Origin of the sequence: Kosakonia cowanii JCM 10956 = DSM 18146 (assembly GCF_001975225.1) — a bacterium.
Classification (GTDB): Bacteria; Pseudomonadota; Gammaproteobacteria; order Enterobacterales; family Enterobacteriaceae; genus Kosakonia; species Kosakonia cowanii.
On the sequence record NZ_CP019445.1, the window covers coordinates 477,770 to 492,470 of the forward strand.

Annotated in this window: 15 protein-coding genes and 1 other annotated feature; of the genes, 3 read left to right on the plus strand and 12 right to left on the minus strand. The window is 55.6% G+C overall.

Going from position 1 to position 14,701, the window contains the following annotated elements; all coding sequences use genetic code 11:
• Position 1: 1 nt before the first annotated feature.
• The 5 genes from thrB to yjjY all read right to left on the minus strand — a co-directional run bounded on the left by thrB (position 2) and on the right by yjjY (position 4,977).
• Positions 2–931, minus strand: coding sequence for a homoserine kinase (gene thrB / locus BWI95_RS02195; RefSeq protein ID WP_054802781.1), 930 nt, complete (start codon positions 929–931; stop codon positions 2–4).
• A 1-nt stretch (position 932) separates the two neighbouring features.
• Positions 933–3,395 (minus strand): bifunctional aspartate kinase/homoserine dehydrogenase I, encoded by a 2,463-nt coding sequence (gene thrA, locus BWI95_RS02200; RefSeq protein ID WP_076768929.1) that lies wholly within the window; start codon positions 3,393–3,395, stop codon positions 933–935.
• A 23-nt stretch (positions 3,396–3,418) separates the two neighbouring features.
• Positions 3,419–3,536: a sequence feature (Thr leader region), on the minus strand.
• Positions 3,475–3,543 (minus strand): thr operon leader peptide, encoded by a 69-nt coding sequence (gene thrL, locus BWI95_RS23210; RefSeq protein ID WP_124971581.1) that lies wholly within the window; start codon positions 3,541–3,543, stop codon positions 3,475–3,477. Its footprint overlaps the feature before it by 62 nt.
• Before the next feature lie 209 nt (positions 3,544–3,752).
• The gene (locus BWI95_RS02210) at positions 3,753–4,439 is read right to left on the minus strand and encodes a tRNA/rRNA methyltransferase (protein ID WP_076768930.1); all 687 of its coding nucleotides are present in this window, start codon (positions 4,437–4,439) and stop codon (positions 3,753–3,755) included.
• A 397-nt stretch (positions 4,440–4,836) separates the two neighbouring features.
• Positions 4,837–4,977, minus strand: a complete 141-nt coding sequence (gene yjjY / locus BWI95_RS23215) for a YjjY family protein (protein ID WP_086870418.1) — start codon at positions 4,975–4,977, stop codon at positions 4,837–4,839.
• Between the two features lie 94 nt (positions 4,978–5,071).
• Here yjjY and arcA point away from each other — a divergent pair, with 94 nt between their 5' ends.
• Complete coding sequence (gene arcA, locus BWI95_RS02215) at positions 5,072–5,788, plus strand: two-component system response regulator ArcA (RefSeq protein ID WP_023480336.1); 717 nt, start codon at positions 5,072–5,074, stop codon at positions 5,786–5,788.
• A 40-nt stretch (positions 5,789–5,828) separates the two neighbouring features.
• Here arcA and creD read toward each other — a convergent pair whose 3' ends face one another.
• From creD to creA, 4 genes are read right to left on the minus strand one after another with little or no spacing between them, the layout of a single operon-like run.
• Positions 5,829–7,208: a cell envelope integrity protein CreD gene (gene creD / locus BWI95_RS02220; protein ID WP_054802780.1), complete on the minus strand. Its 1,380-nt coding sequence runs from the start codon at positions 7,206–7,208 to the stop codon at positions 5,829–5,831.
• A gap of 57 nt (positions 7,209–7,265) precedes the next feature.
• Positions 7,266–8,690, minus strand: coding sequence for a two-component system sensor histidine kinase CreC (gene creC / locus BWI95_RS02225; RefSeq protein WP_054802779.1), 1,425 nt, complete (start codon positions 8,688–8,690; stop codon positions 7,266–7,268).
• Positions 8,690–9,385, minus strand: a complete 696-nt coding sequence (gene creB, locus BWI95_RS02230; protein WP_054802778.1) for a two-component system response regulator CreB — start codon at positions 9,383–9,385, stop codon at positions 8,690–8,692. The genes creC and creB overlap by 1 nt, the downstream gene beginning before the upstream one ends.
• A gap of 5 nt (positions 9,386–9,390) precedes the next feature.
• Positions 9,391–9,864, minus strand: coding sequence for a protein CreA (creA, locus tag BWI95_RS02235; RefSeq protein ID WP_023480363.1), 474 nt, complete (start codon positions 9,862–9,864; stop codon positions 9,391–9,393).
• 218 nt (positions 9,865–10,082) lie between these two features.
• Here creA and robA point away from each other — a divergent pair, with 218 nt between their 5' ends.
• Positions 10,083–10,955 carry an MDR efflux pump AcrAB transcriptional activator RobA gene (robA, locus tag BWI95_RS02240; protein ID WP_076768931.1) on the plus strand — a complete coding sequence of 291 codons (873 nt, stop codon included), beginning with the start codon at positions 10,083–10,085 and terminating at the stop codon, positions 10,953–10,955.
• On the opposite strand, the gene gpmB is transcribed toward robA, so the two are convergent.
• Positions 10,952–11,599 (minus strand): 2,3-diphosphoglycerate-dependent phosphoglycerate mutase GpmB, encoded by a 648-nt coding sequence (gene gpmB, locus BWI95_RS02245; protein WP_023480352.1) that lies wholly within the window; start codon positions 11,597–11,599, stop codon positions 10,952–10,954. The two genes, robA and gpmB, sit on opposite strands and share 4 nt — an antisense overlap.
• A 99-nt stretch (positions 11,600–11,698) precedes the next feature.
• Between gpmB and yjjX the strand changes: the two genes are divergently transcribed.
• Positions 11,699–12,214 (plus strand): inosine/xanthosine triphosphatase, encoded by a 516-nt coding sequence (yjjX, locus tag BWI95_RS02250; RefSeq protein WP_054802836.1) that lies wholly within the window; start codon positions 11,699–11,701, stop codon positions 12,212–12,214.
• On the opposite strand, the gene trpR is transcribed toward yjjX, so the two are convergent.
• Both trpR and sltY read right to left on the minus strand, forming a co-directional pair.
• Entirely contained in the window at positions 12,205–12,534 is a 330-nt protein-coding gene (trpR, locus tag BWI95_RS02255; RefSeq protein WP_023480369.1) for a trp operon repressor, read from the minus strand. The genes yjjX and trpR overlap by 10 nt on opposite strands.
• A gap of 75 nt (positions 12,535–12,609) precedes the next feature.
• Positions 12,610–14,550: a murein transglycosylase gene (sltY, locus tag BWI95_RS02260; protein ID WP_076768932.1), complete on the minus strand. Its 1,941-nt coding sequence runs from the start codon at positions 14,548–14,550 to the stop codon at positions 12,610–12,612.
• Between the last annotated feature and the right edge of the window lie 151 nt (positions 14,551–14,701).

Here is a 14,701-nt window from a genome sequence, read left to right on the forward strand (position 1 = left end):
GTTATCCCACTACCCTTGCGCCCGCCGTGTCCAGCCGGCAAATATGAACGAAGCCTTCCTGATTTTGCAGATAATGTTTGCCGAGCCAGTCGGCCACGCGCTGCGCGGTATCTGGCTTGTCGCACAACGCAAACAGCGTTGGACCCGAACCAGAGATGCCGCAGGCCTGCGCGCCGATATCCGCCACCGCCTGACGCGCCTGTCCAAAGCCTGGCAGCAACTTCATGCGATAGGGTTCGGCAATCACATCTTTCATCAATTTCGCCGCCAGCGCGGGCTGGCGGGAGTAACAGGCATGAATAAATCCAGCCAGGTGACGCCCGTGAGCAATACACTCCTGACGACGATACTGCGCCGGTAAAATGGCGCGCGCTTCTGCCGTCGAGACTTTAATGCCCGGGTAGGCAAGCACCCATAACCACTCATCAAAGCATGGCACTTGCTGGCTGATAATGCCGCCTTCCTCGATCATCAACTGCATGCCGCCGAGGTAACAAGGCGCGACGTTGTCGTAATGCACGCTACCGGAGATGCGCCCTTCCAGCTCACCCATCAGCGCCAGCATGCGCGTCTCATCAAGGGGTTTACCGCAAAACTCGTTCATCGCCACCAGCGCCGCCACGACAGAACAGGCGCTGGAGCCGAGACCGGAGCCGATCGGCATGTTTTTTTCCAGCGTCATCGCCACCGGCACCTGCTTGCCAATCTCCTGGCAGAAGAGCTCCCAGCATTGATAGACGATATTCTCCCGCGCTTCGCTCGGTAATTTACTGGCGAAACGCCCTCTGTTTTGCAGACTAAAGTGTTCAGCGGCTTCCACCGACACCGTGTCGCCTAACAGCGTGCCATCGACGGGCGTGACCGCCGCGCCGAGGACATCAAACCCTACGCTCATATTGGCGCTAGACGCCGGCGCATACACCTTCACCATCTCAGACCCCTAACTTCCACGAAAGCGTACGCAGCAGGTCGGCAAACACGCCCGCCGCCGTAACATCATTACCCGCGCCGTAACCGCGCAGCACCAGCGGCAACGGCTGGTAATAGTGGCTGTAAAACGCCAGCGCGTTCTCGCCGTTTTTCACTTTATACAACGGATCGTTGCCATCGACTTCAGCGATCTTCACCCGGCAGGTGCCATCCTCTTCAATGTTGCCAACATAACGCAGCACATTACCGGCGTCACGGGCCTTCGCCACGCGGCTGGCAAACTCATCATCCAGCGATGGCAGACGCGCCATAAAGCTGTCGACATCGCCAGAATCATCGAAGCTTGCTGGGAGCACCGGCTCGATCACGATATCCGTCAGCTCCAGCTCGCGCCCGGTTTCACGGGCCAGGATCAACAGCTTACGTGCGACATCCATGCCGGAGAGATCGTCACGTGGATCCGGCTCGGTGTAGCCCATCTCCCGCGCCACTTTTGTTGCTTCCGACAGGCTCATCCCTTCGTCGAGCTTACCGAAAATAAAGGATAAAGAGCCGGAGAGAATACCTGAGAAGCGTTGCAGTTCATCGCCGGCGTTAAGCAGGTTTTGCAGGTTTTCAATCACCGGCAGACCTGCGCCAACGTTGGTGTCATAGAGGAATTTGCGGCGCGATTTCTCTGCGGCGCGGCGCAGCTGATGGTAGTAATCCATCGACGAGGTGTTCGCTTTTTTGTTCGGCGTGACGACGTGGAAACCTTCGCGCAGGAAGTCGGCATACTGATCGGCGACCGCCTGGTTGGAGGTGCAATCGACGATCACCGGGTTCAGCAGGTGGTACTCCTTCACCAGACGAATCAGTCGGCCAAGGTTAAACGGCTCCTTCGCTTCGGCAAGCTCGGCCTGCCAGTTATCCAGATTCAATCCGTGAACATTGGTCAGCAGCGCTCTTGAGTTCGCAACGCCGCAGACGCGCAGATCGATATGCTTACTCTTCAGCCACGTTTGCTGGCGCTTCAGCTGTTCCAGCAATGCGCCGCCAACGCCGCCAACGCCGATCACAAAGACTTCAATTACCTGATCGGTATTGAACAACATCTGGTGAGTAACACGCACACCGGTGGTGGCATCGTCATTGCTGACTACAACAGAGATAGAGCGCTCAGAAGAGCCCTGGGCAATTGCCACGATATTAATATTAGCGCGTGCCAGTGCGGCAAAGAATTTCGCCGAGATGCCGCGTAAGGTGCGCATGCCGTCACCGACAACGGAGATGATCGCCAGACGCTCCATCACCGCGAGCGGCTCCAGCAGCCCCTCTTTCAGTTCAAGATAGAACTCTTCACTCATCGCGCGCTGCGCACGGGCGCAGTCGGACTGCGGCACACAGAAGCTGATGCTGTATTCGGATGAAGATTGGGTGATCAGCACAACGGAGATGCCGTTGCGCGACATAGTGGCGAAGACGCGGGCGGCCATGCCGACCATCCCTTTCATTCCCGGACCGGAAACGCTGAACATCGCCATATTGTTAAGATTCGAGATGCCCTTAACCGGCAATGCATCGTCATCCGAGGTGGCGCCAATCAGCGTACCTGGTGCTTGCGGGTTGCCGGTGTTTTTAATCAGGCATGGGATCTGGAACTGGGCGATGGGGGTAATGGTGCGGGGGTGAAGAACTTTAGCGCCGAAGTAGGAGAGCTCCATGGCTTCCTGATAGGACATCGACTTCAGCAGCCTTGCGTCCGGCACCTGGCGCGGGTCGCAGGTATATACGCCGTCGACATCCGTCCAGATCTCACAACAGTCGGCGCGTAAACATGCGGCCAGCACGGCGGCGGAGTAATCGGAGCCGTTACGCCCGAGCACCACCAGTTCGCCCTTCTCATTCCCGGCGGTGAAACCGGCCATCAGCACCATGTGCTCCTGCGGAATACGGCTCGCTTCGATACGGCGCGTGGATTCAGCGATATCGACCGTCGATTCGAGATAGTGCCCGACCGCGAGCAGTTTTTCGACCGGATCGATAACCGTCACTTTGTGACCGCGTGCTTCCAGCAGCCCGGCCATAATCGCGATAGAGAGCTTTTCACCCCGGCAGATGAGCGCAGCGTTGATGCTGTCCGGGCACTGGCCCAGCAGACTGATGCCGTGCAGAACATGTTTGATCTGCGCGAACTCGGCATCGACCACGGTTTTGAGTTGTGCGAGCGGAAAGCCGGGCTGGGCATCTGAAAGCCCCTGCAGCAGCTCGGAGAAAATACGCTCCGCATCGCTAATGTTGGGAATTGCATCCTGTCCGGAGATGGTTTTTTCAATCATCGCGACAAGATGGTTGGTAATTTTTGCGGGAGCAGAGAGTACGGTTGCGACTTGCCCCTGCCTGGCATTACTTTCCAAAATATCGGCAACACGCAGAAAACGCTCCGCATTTGCCACTGATGTACCGCCGAACTTCAACACTCTCATGCTTTACCCCTTGATTTTTGCTCGAAAAAAAAGCCCGCACTGTTCAGGTGCGGGCTTTTTTCAGTATTTCCTGTACGCGTCAGCCCGCACCGTTACCTGTGGTAATGGTGATGGTTGTAATAGTGGTAATCGTGCAGATGCGTGCCATGGATGTTGTGCTCTGTATTATTATCTGTCTGTGCTGTATGCCTATATTGGTTAAAGTATCTGCCTGCTTAAGTCAATTTATTTTTTATTTATGCAGAATTTATTCAATTCCCGTCTGCGCTAAAAGCGGAGCCGTTTACAGCCCGATCAGGGCGATGGGAAATCGATATCGCAGCATCTTCAGCTATAAAAGAATCTTATTACAGCGCGTTACTCGATAAGCTTTTTTTCGATATCGTGAAGCAAACGGTGCAACATGGCGGTGTCGCGTTGCTCAAGTAAGCCAAGCCGCTGATCCAGCCAGTCGACCATTTTCATATCGTCAACCACGTCTAATTTTTTGAGTAAATTATGTGCCCGTAAACGCAGCGCGTTTAACTGGTTATTATCAACCTGAGAAATGGTTTGTGGCGCCCTTTGCATTAACGCAGATAATTGATAGCAAAATACCATCACCGCCTGGCCGAGATTAAGCGAAGGGTAATCTGCCGCCATCGGCACGCCGGTTAAAATATCCGCCAGCGCCAGTTCATCATTGGTCAGCCCGGAATCCTCGCGCCCAAAAACCAGCGCCGCACCGCTAAGCCAGGTACTTTTTTCCTCTAATAGCGGTACAAGCTGCTCAGGCGTCGCGTAATAGTGAAATTTCGCCCGACTGCGCGCGGTAGTAGCAATGGTGAAAGGAATATCGGCCAGCGCGTCGGCGAGCGTGGCGTAGTGTTTCGCATTATCAAGAATGTCGCCCGAACCGTGCGCAACGCGCCGTGCAGCCTCCTGTAAATGGACCTCGCTGTCGACGATACGTAAGTCAGTAAAGCCCATCGTTTTCATGGCGCGCGCCGCTGCGCCGACGTTTTCCGCTCGCGCGGGAGAGACAAGAACAATTGCCAGTTGCATCGAAACCTTCTTTTTTCATGCCCGCTGAAAAAATGTGACATCAATCAACATATTACGCGGTGCGAATTTACAATTACATAACACTAATCGCCGATCTGACCCATCTCTACGCTTAAAAAAAGCTAAACTGTTTATCAGCAATATTACCTGTTAAGATGTTAACAGAACGGGCATATCCCTCTGTTTCTTCTTGGCATTTTAATACAGAAATGTCTGCCTGTGTTGGATTCAGGCTATTTATCAATTAGCGCACGCAACTACTTGGTTTATTGAAAATTTGTAATAGAAGCTAGCAGCTGGCTATCAGAATTTCGCTAAAGTGTTAACGTGCTACAATTGAACTTGATATATGTCAACGAAGCGTAGTTTTATTGGGTGTCATTTGCGTCTTAGCCTGTTATGTTGCTGTTAAAATGGTTAGGATGACAGCCGTTTTTGACACTGTCGGGTTCAGAGGGAAAGTGCCCACGACCAAGCTAATGATGTTGTTGACGTTGATGGAAAGTGCATCAAGAACGCAATTACGTACTTTAGTCATGTTATGCCGTCATGTTAATTTTCGACATGCACCAGGCTGGTCAGGGACTTTTGTACTTCCTGTTTCGATTTAGTTGGCAATTTAGGTAGCAAACATGCAGATCCCGCACATTCTTATTGTTGAAGACGAGTTGGTAACACGCAACACGTTGAAAAGCATTTTCGAAGCAGAAGGCTACGATGTCTTTGAAGCGACTGATGGCGCTGAAATGCATCAGATCCTTTCTGAACACGATGTAAACCTGGTGATTATGGATATCAATCTGCCGGGTAAAAATGGTCTTTTACTGGCGCGTGAGCTGCGTGAGCAAGCAAATGTCGCGCTGATGTTTCTGACCGGTCGCGACAACGAGGTCGATAAGATCCTCGGTCTTGAAATTGGCGCTGACGATTACATCACTAAACCTTTTAACCCGCGTGAATTGACTATCCGCGCGCGCAACCTGCTGTCCCGTACCATGAATCTCGGTACCATCAGCGAAGAGCGCCGCAGCGTCGATAGCTACAAATTCAATGGCTGGGAGCTGGATATCAACAGTCGTTCGCTGATTAGCCCGAACGGCGAGCAGTATAAGCTGCCGCGCAGTGAGTTCCGCGCGATGCTGCACTTCTGCGAAAACCCGGGCAAGATTCAGTCGCGTGCTGAGCTGCTGAAAAAAATGACCGGGCGTGAGTTGAAACCGCACGATCGTACCGTGGATGTCACCATCCGCCGTATCCGTAAGCACTTTGAATCAACGCCGGATACGCCAGAAATTATCGCCACCATTCATGGCGAAGGTTACCGCTTCTGCGGCGATCTGCAGGAATAAACGAACGCAAACGAAAAAGCGGCGCAGTGCGCCGCTTTTTTTATTTCCAGATCCTTAACTCATCTTCCTTCGCAGGCTCAGCTGCGATCCGTTTTATCCCTGCCGCTGACAGTGCGTACCAGTCAAATTTACGTGTCAGGAACATCACCGCAGTCAGCGCCACAAACAGCACGCCGGTTCCCAGCAAGAGCGCATTATCCTCAGAGTTGAGCAGCCCCCACATCACCCCATCAAGCAGCAGTAGCGCGGCGGTAAAGCTCAGACTGGCACGCCAGCTTTTCATTACGCCCTGCAGATAGAATCCGTTCAACAGCGCACCGAGCAGGCTGGCAATAATCCACGCGACGGTAAATCCGGTATGTTCAGAGAGCGCCAGTAATACCAGGTAAAACATCACCAGCGACAGACCAACCAGCAGATATTGCATCGGGTGCATCTGCCGCGCGGTAAGGCTTTCAAACACGAAGAAGGCCAGGAAAGTCAGCACGATCAGCAAGATGGCGTACTTTATCGCTCTGTCAGTCAGCTGATACTGATCCGCCTGGGTGACGATATTGACGCTGAACGCCGGCAGTTCCCAGTTGTTCTTACCGGAGAGCACAGTCATATCGCGCACTTTACTGTCCAGATTGTTGGCAAACCAGCTGCTCTGCCAGTGCGCCTGGAATCCGCTCTCGCTCACTTCACGTTTTTCCGGCAGGAAATCGCCCATAAAACCCGGGTGCGGCCAGTCGCCCTTCAGCGCCAGCTCGCTATTACGGCCAAGCGGTACCACGGAAAATTCACCGGTTCCACTCAGATTGAACGACATAGCCAGCTTAAGCGGTTTTTGCAGGCTCTCCATCGCCAGCGGCATATGCACACCCTGCAGATCGCTCGTCAACCCGGTGCCCGGCTCGACGCGCAGCGCTTCGCCATTCACGCTTGTGCTGCGCACCAGGCCAATGCCCCGTGAGTCGCTCACCGCCAGCACGATAAACGGCTCGCCAAGCGTCACATTTTCACTCGGTTTGATATCCAGCCGCTTCGGGTCGAACTCGGCGTTAATATCAATGTTGTTGTGCCAGAGCTGCCCGTCATAAATACCGATTTTGCGCGTTTCAACCTGCTGATTACCGTTGACCATCAGCGATTCCGGCAACCATAAGCGGATGAAACTCTGCTTACGGCGTATCTCTTTCGGCGGTTCGTTTTCGCCGCTGCTCTCCAGCGATACGGTGGTTTCCGTCACCGGAATGGCGATCAGCGGGCCAATCAATTTTTGCGAGCCGGCGCTGCTCTGGCGCAGCGTATCGGTCACTTCATGTCGATAATCGGCGCGCTCGCTAATCAGGCTGCTGAGCATTGTCAGCGGGATAAGTAACACACACAGGCAACTTGCCAGCGTAACCATTTTCCAGAACAGGGGGGATTTCAACATAGCCTTCTCCTTAGTGATGCGCGCAGCATAACGAGGCTATGTGTGAAGCATTTGAAGTTATGTGAAGTGAGGGTGAAGTGTCAGACGGGCTTCGCAGCCCCCTTCCGCACGGTTGGAAACGGTGATAGCGCCGTGATGCAAGCGCGCGACCTCCTGGACAAATGCCAGCCCTAATCCGCTGCTCTTCTGCCCGTTCCCGCGCGGCAAGGAGTAGAAGCGCTCAAAGATGCGCGGCAGCGCGTAATCAGGGATGCCGCCGCCGCTGTCGCTCACGGTAATCACCACCTTGTCGGCTTCCTCTGCGGCGCGCAGCACAATATTGCCACCAGCAGGTGTAAAGTCGATGGCATTATCCAGCAGGTTTCCCACCGCCTGCGCCAGTAGCTCTTTGTCACCTGCTACCACTGCATCGTTGGCTTCAAAAATAATGTTTAACGCCTTTGCCGCTGCCACCGCGCTTCGCTCCTCCTGCAATTGCTGAAACAACACACTCATCTCAACAGGCACAAAGGCGATCTCCAGACGGTTCTCCAGCTTCGCCTGGTGCAGCAGCTTCTCAACCAGGCGCTGCATACGGCTATTCTGCGCAAGAATATTCTCGGTGAAGCGGGTCGCGACTGGCTGGGGAGGATGTTCACGCAGGATCTCCGCCGCGCCGCGGATCGCCGCCAGCGGGCTTTTCAGTTCATGGGTCAGCGCGTAAACATACTGCTCGATGTAGTTTTTTCCCTCCAGCTTGACGCGCATGCTCTCCAGCGCCTGCGCCAGTTTGCGCAGTTCACTGCTGCCCAGTTCAGGCAGTGGCACCGGGCGGTCTTCGGTTACCGAATCCGCATAACGAGCCAGCTTGCCGATCGCGCGGTTGATCCACCAGACCATTGCCCCGCCAATCAGCAGCGCAATGCCAAGCAGCGCGCCGCCAGCCCACAAAATGCGCCGTTCGCTGCGTTTTATCACCGGATCCATGGCGCTGTTGGGCTTACCGACGCTCACCACGCCAATGATGCGCCCCGCATCCGTCACAGGCGCAGCGACATACATCACCGTACTTTGCGGATCGCCCGCAACCAATGGTGAGCTTCGCGCGCCATACTGCCCGCGCAGCGTCAACCAGACATCATTCCAGCGCGAATAGTCCTCGCCCAGCGCCTTGCCCGTCGAATCAAATACCACGCGCCCGCTCGCGTCCGTCATATAGACATGGTACTCATTGCGCACTTTGTGAATGCCGTTGATATGGGCGTTAATCGGGTGCTGATGAAGGGTGGAAAAGGCCTGCGCCAGTCGCCCATCCTGCGCATGCCCGCTGCGCAGATCCTCGCGGGCAAACTCCGCCAGCAATGTCGCGGTATCAATCAGCGTGCCTTCGGTGGCGCGACGCACGCCGGGTTTGATCTCCTGCACGAAGATAAACAGCACAAACCAGGCGGCCACCGCCACAATCAGGAAGTAGCCCAGCAGCAGGCGCATGCCGATACGCATCAGCGCAGCCCCAGGCTGTAACCCATGCCGCGATGGGTATTGATTGGCGTCAGTTCAGGATTGATTGCGCGCAGCTTGGCGCGCAGCGTTTTGATATGGGTGTCGACAGTACGATCAAAGCTCTCTTGCCCATCGCACCACACCTGGTCCATCAACTGCTGGCGCGAGAAGATCCTGCCCGGCGCCTGCAATAGTGTTTTCATTAACAGGAACTCATACCGCGTCAGGTTCAGCGTTTCGCCGCACCAGAGGATAATCGCCGCCGTTTCATCCAGTTCAAACTCGCCGACGCGAATACGGTCGCTATGCAGCGACGCTTTCTGCAACCTGCGCAACACGGTGCGCACGCGGGCGCACACTTCGCGCGGCGAGAAGGGTTTGGCGATATAGTCATCCGCGCCCATCTCCAGCCCCAGCAGTTTGTCGACCTCTTCACTGCGCGCAGTCAGAAACAGCACCGGCAGCGCGGGTGCGCGCGCCAGCAGACGTCGGCACAGCTCAAAGCCGCTGATATCTGGCAGGCCAACATCAAGGATGATCAATTCGGGCAACCGCTGCGCCGCTGCATCCAGTACCGGTAATCCCCGCTCAAACGCGGTGACAGCAAACCCATCCTGTTGCAGCATGTAGAGTAAGGTTTCAGCGATGCTGGCTTCATCTTCCACCAGCCAAATCAGCGGTTGCGGCTTAGACACGTTGCTTATTTACCCCACGGCATGATCGGCACCGCACTGATGGCGTTCTTCGGTGAACCTTCGACCACTTTATCGGAATAGGCTAAATAGGCCAGCGCGTTACGTTTGGCATCGTAAAAACGAACCACCTGTAACTTTTTGAAAACTAAAGAGGTGCGCTTCTGGAACACGACGTCGCCCTGAGCTTTGCCGTTCTTGATTTTGTCGCTCAGCTCAACCGGCCCTACCTGCTGGCAGGAGATCGCCGCATCGGAGGTATCCTCCGCTAACCCTAATCCGCCTTTGATGCCGCCGGTTTTTGCCCGGCTGATGTAGCAGGTGACATTCTTCACATCGGGATCGTCGAACGCTTCCACCACGATTTTGTGATCAGGGCCGAAAATCTTAAACACCGTATCCACCGATCCAATCTGCTCCGCCTGTGCGGAAGCTAGTGAGGTCAACAGGAGAGCAGGAATAACAAACTTTGTATATTTCATATTGTTACCATTTTTGAATATTACGTTGCGCAACTATTCAGTTTTCATATGAGAAACTGTTTGCAGATCACCCATTTACAAAATTTATGATTAAAATCAGTCACAATGCGCGGGTCAGCGCAAAAAAAACACTGCATGCTAAACCCCTTAAAACCCGCTATTATCCCTCCCCTGATATCAAGCGTTCACCGCTGCTGTGCTATGGAAGAGGATATTTTATGGATCAGGCTGGCATCATTCGCGACTTACTTGCCTGGCTGGAAGGCCATCTCGATCAGCCGCTGTCGTTAGATAATGTGGCGGCAAAAGCGGGTTATTCCAAGTGGCATTTGCAAAGGATGTTCAAGGATGTCACAGGCCACGCTATCGGCGCCTATATTCGCGCCCGCCGTTTGTCGAAATCCGCCGTTGCGCTGCGTCTTACCGCCCGCCCGATTCTTGATATCGCGCTACAGTATCGCTTCGATTCCCAACAAACCTTTACCCGCGCGTTTAAAAAACAGTTTGCCGTTACCCCAGCGCTTTATCGCCGTTCACCGGACTGGAACTCGTTTGGCATCCGGCCGCCGCTGCGTCTGGGCGAGTTCGCCTTACCGACGCACAACTTTGTCACGCTGCCACCGATGAAGCTTATCGGCACCACGCAAAGCTACACCTGCGCGCTGGAGGAGATCTCCGATTTTCGTAACCAGATGCGTATCCAGTTCTGGCGCGAGTTTTTAAGCAATGCGCCTACCATCCCGGATGAGCTGTACGGCCTGCACGAGCCGCGGCCAAGCCAGGAAAAAGATGACGAGCAGGAAGTCTTTTACACCACCGCCCTGACGCCGGAGCAGGCGAATGGTTACCTGAGCAACGCTCAGCCGGTCGCGCTGGAAGGGGGAGACTATGTTGCCTTCTCCTATGATGGCGCACCGGAAGGGTTGCAGGAGTTTATCCTGACCGTCTACGGCACCTGCATGCCGATGCTGCAACTGACGCGTCGTAAAGGCCAGGATATCGAACACTTCTACCCGCAGCGAAACGCCACCAACGATCGTGAACCGCCGACGCACATTCGCTGCGAGTATCTGATCCCTATCCGCCGTTAACGCTGCATCTCATCGAGCGCAGGGGCGTCCAGATGCGAGACGTCGCCTGCGGTTTCCACCACCCAGCCTGACGCCAGCCATGGGCTCTGCTGATAGTCGATGCGGGAGATGGAGCAGTTGCGCAGGCGCAAACGGCGCTCGGCATAAGCCGGCAGGCCAAGAATCGTGCTCACCAGACACCCCAGCGCCATGCCGTGGCTCACCAGCAGCGGACGGCTGCCTTGTGGCAATTCAAGACAGGCTGCCAGCGCGGCATGCATACGATCGCTCAGCTCCTGCATTGATTCGCCTTCGGGAATGCGGCCATCTGCGGTGCCGTTGACCAGTTGACGACGCCAGCCCTCTTCCTCTTCGGTTAAAGAGTCAAGGGGACGTCGCTCCAGCACGCCCATATTGAGCTCGCGCAGGCGCGGTTCCAGCGTCACGTCGCAGCCGCAAATGTCCGCGATAATCTCCGCCGTGCGGCGCGTACGCCCCAGGTCGCTGGTGATAATGTGGGTGATGCCCAGTGCTTTCGCGCGTTCCGCCACCTGTCGGGCCTGTGTTTCGCCCTTGTCGGTTAACGGACTGTCAGACTGGCCTTGAATACGACGCTCGGCGTTCCAAAGGGTTTCACCGTGGCGAACAAGGTATACCTGTAACATGTATTGTTATCCATTATACTGCGATGAATTTATTTCTCTGAGGAAGGCTCAAGTCCGCACGGGAAAAGCAGTTTCCTCTCGGACATGCCTTAGATGATTATGCACCAAGTTGTCTGCGCTACCACCAATCCCGCCAAAATTCGGGCGATTCTGCACGCTTTTAACCAGATTTTCGGCGAAGGATGCTGCCATATTGCCGCTATTTCCGTCGAGAGCGGCGTCCCGGAACAACCCTTCGGCAGTGAAGAAACGCGAGCTGGCGCACGAAACCGCGTGCGAAACGCGCGCGCGGCGCAGCCGAACGCGGATTTTTGGGTGGCAATCGAAGCGGGTATTGATGAAGGAAGCACCTTCAGTTGGGTGGTGATTGAGAATGGCGAGTTAACCGGCGAATCCCGCTCGGCAACGCTACCGCTGCCGGAGGTGATTCTGCGCGATGTGAACGCTGGCGAAGCGCTGGGGCCGGTAATGTCACGCTATACCGGCATTGATGAGATTGGCCGCAAAGAGGGAGCCATCGGCGTCTTTACCGCCGGGGCGCTGACCCGCGAAAGCGTCTATCACCAGGCGGTGATTTTAGCGCTCAGCCCGTTCCATAACGCCGTTTATCGCTGAGCGTTAAGTAACGCTTTTTCCAGCCACAGACGTAAATCCGTCGGCGCGGCTTTCAGGCTGTTGGAGCCGCGCGTGATGGTCGCAATGCCCGCGCCAAGCTCGTTTTTCAACTCGCGCTGGCTCATCTCGCCGCGCAACAGCTCTTCGATAATACGCACCCGCGTGCCCAGCGCTTCACGCTCGTCCGGCGTAAGCATCAGGTTAAGCAATGGGATATGCAGTTCGTTGTCGTACGCCTGCCTGAGCAGATCAACAAAGCGTTGCCACTCCTGCTCGCGCTGTTCGGCCATCGCCGCTGAATAGGGGGATTGCTGAGTCATAGTTTATCGCCGTGTTAGGGATTTTTATGCTGCGTACTCGTGCATGAGTACGCAGCATAGCATAAACCACACTAATCAGTAACGGCGCTGCCATTCAGCGTCACTGAGGATGGTCGCTTTCTCGTCCTGCAGGAAGTAACGGTAGTAGGCATCATAAGCCAGCACGTTTTTCACATAACCGCGCGTTTCCGAGAAGGGAATACTCTCGATAAACGCCACCGCATCCAGCTTGCCGCCGCTGTTATTCAGCCAGCTACGCACCCTTCCCGGCCCGGCGTTATAAGCCGCCGAGGCGAAAATACGGTTATCGCCAAACTGCTGGTAGACATACTGCAGATAGCTGGTGCCGATCTTGATGTTGGTTTCCGGATCGAAGAGCTGGCTGGAGTTACTGTAGCCCGGGATCGAAAACATCTTCACGGTGTGCGTGGCGGTAGCAGGCATAATTTGCATCAGCCCACTCGCGCCGACCGGCGAGCGCGCAGTCGGGTTCCACGCACTCTCCTGGCGAGAGATAGCCATCGCATAACTCGGCGAAATCTGCTTATCGCCGGTATAGCGCGTATAGAGATCGCGATACGCCAGCGGGAAGCGCTCCTCTAACTGATCCCACAACTTGCCGCTGATCGTCGCCTGCACGCTCAGATCCCACCACTGCTGCTCAAAAGCATAGCGCGCCAGCTGCGCCTGCTGTTGCTGGCTGCGGCTGGAGACAAGATTCGCCCACTCGCCGCGCGCGGTGTTATCCATCTTCCAGTACATCAGCTCGCGCACGCGCGCCATCTCTGTACTCTGCAACAGGGTCGGATCGACGTTGCCATCAGCCTTATCTATCTTCAACTGATACGCTTCGCCGAGTCGCTGTGCGGCGGCCATCGGGTAGAAGCCGCGCTGCTGCATCAGCGCATGGAGAATCTCTTTGGCGTCGTTTTCACGCCCGCGCTCCAGCAGCAGATCTGCCTGCCAGTAGCGCCACTCATCTTTCTCTTTCGCCTCCATCGGCAGGCGCGAAAGCCAGGTATTCAGCCCACGGCGGTCGCCATTACTGAGCGCCATACGAACACGCCGCTCCAGCAGTGAAATGGATTGCGAACGCATAATCGTATCGTCGCGCCAGCGCGCCTGCTCGCTGGTAACATCATTGCCCATCAGCCGCCACGCGACCGTCTCGCGCAGCTGCTGCGTCTGTTCTTCATTAAGTTTTTGCGCCTGCGCCAGCGACGGGATCATCAACCGGGCATTTTCCACATCCTGGCGCGCCACGCTTTCAAACGCTTCTGCCGCCATCTGGCGCGTAAAGTCCGTCGCCCCGGTGGTAGTGGCGAAGCTCATTACCGTCATCGGATCGTTGGCTAGCGTCACGATCGCCGACGAGATGGTCTGGTAATCGGGCGGCATCTGGCTCGCCAGCAGGGTGACAAGGCGCGTATTGCCGGCTTTCATCGCCAGGCGGATCCGCTCCAGGTAAGCAAGCGGATCCTGTTTGCCCGACGCGCGCCACGCGCCAAACAGCTGATCGCAGGCGTTGGGCTGGCTTTTGCCGCTCAGCCAGAGATCTTTCGCGCCCGCCCAGGCTTCATCCGCCTGGCCGCTGTTCCATTTGGCGAAGTAGTAGTTGCACTGCGCCTCGGTGGTCGTGGGTTTGTCCGGGCTAAAGGCCAACAAACCCTGCCAGTCCTGACGCCGCGCCAGCTCATTCACAAAGCGGTTTTTCAGCGTCCGCGCGGCGGGCAGCGTCGGATACTGCTGCACAAACTGGGTGACAGTGAGCGCCGGTTCGCTCATCAAATCGTCGGTGATCTGCCGGTATTGCAGGTAGGGGTAAAGGGGATAGGTTTGCAGCGTCGGCATTAGCTGCTGCACAACGTCCATCTGGTTGTTGTCCCAGGCGCTTTTGATTTGCGCATACCGATCGCGTTGTTCATCCAGTGAGTCCGCCCGCGCCGCATTGCTGAAGGACAGCAAACACACGCAGGCCGCCGCTAACCGCCAGGCGGCATGTTTAGCTCTCTGCACAGCTCTTTCCTCTTATCTGTCACATTTTTACAGCATCATGCCGCATACAGGGGTTAATGCTAACCGGGCATCCCGTAACGCGCCACGTTACGCACACTTTTTTACCTTTCTGGTGTGATTTAACAGTGTGAGCGTCGCTGGCTGGGATTAG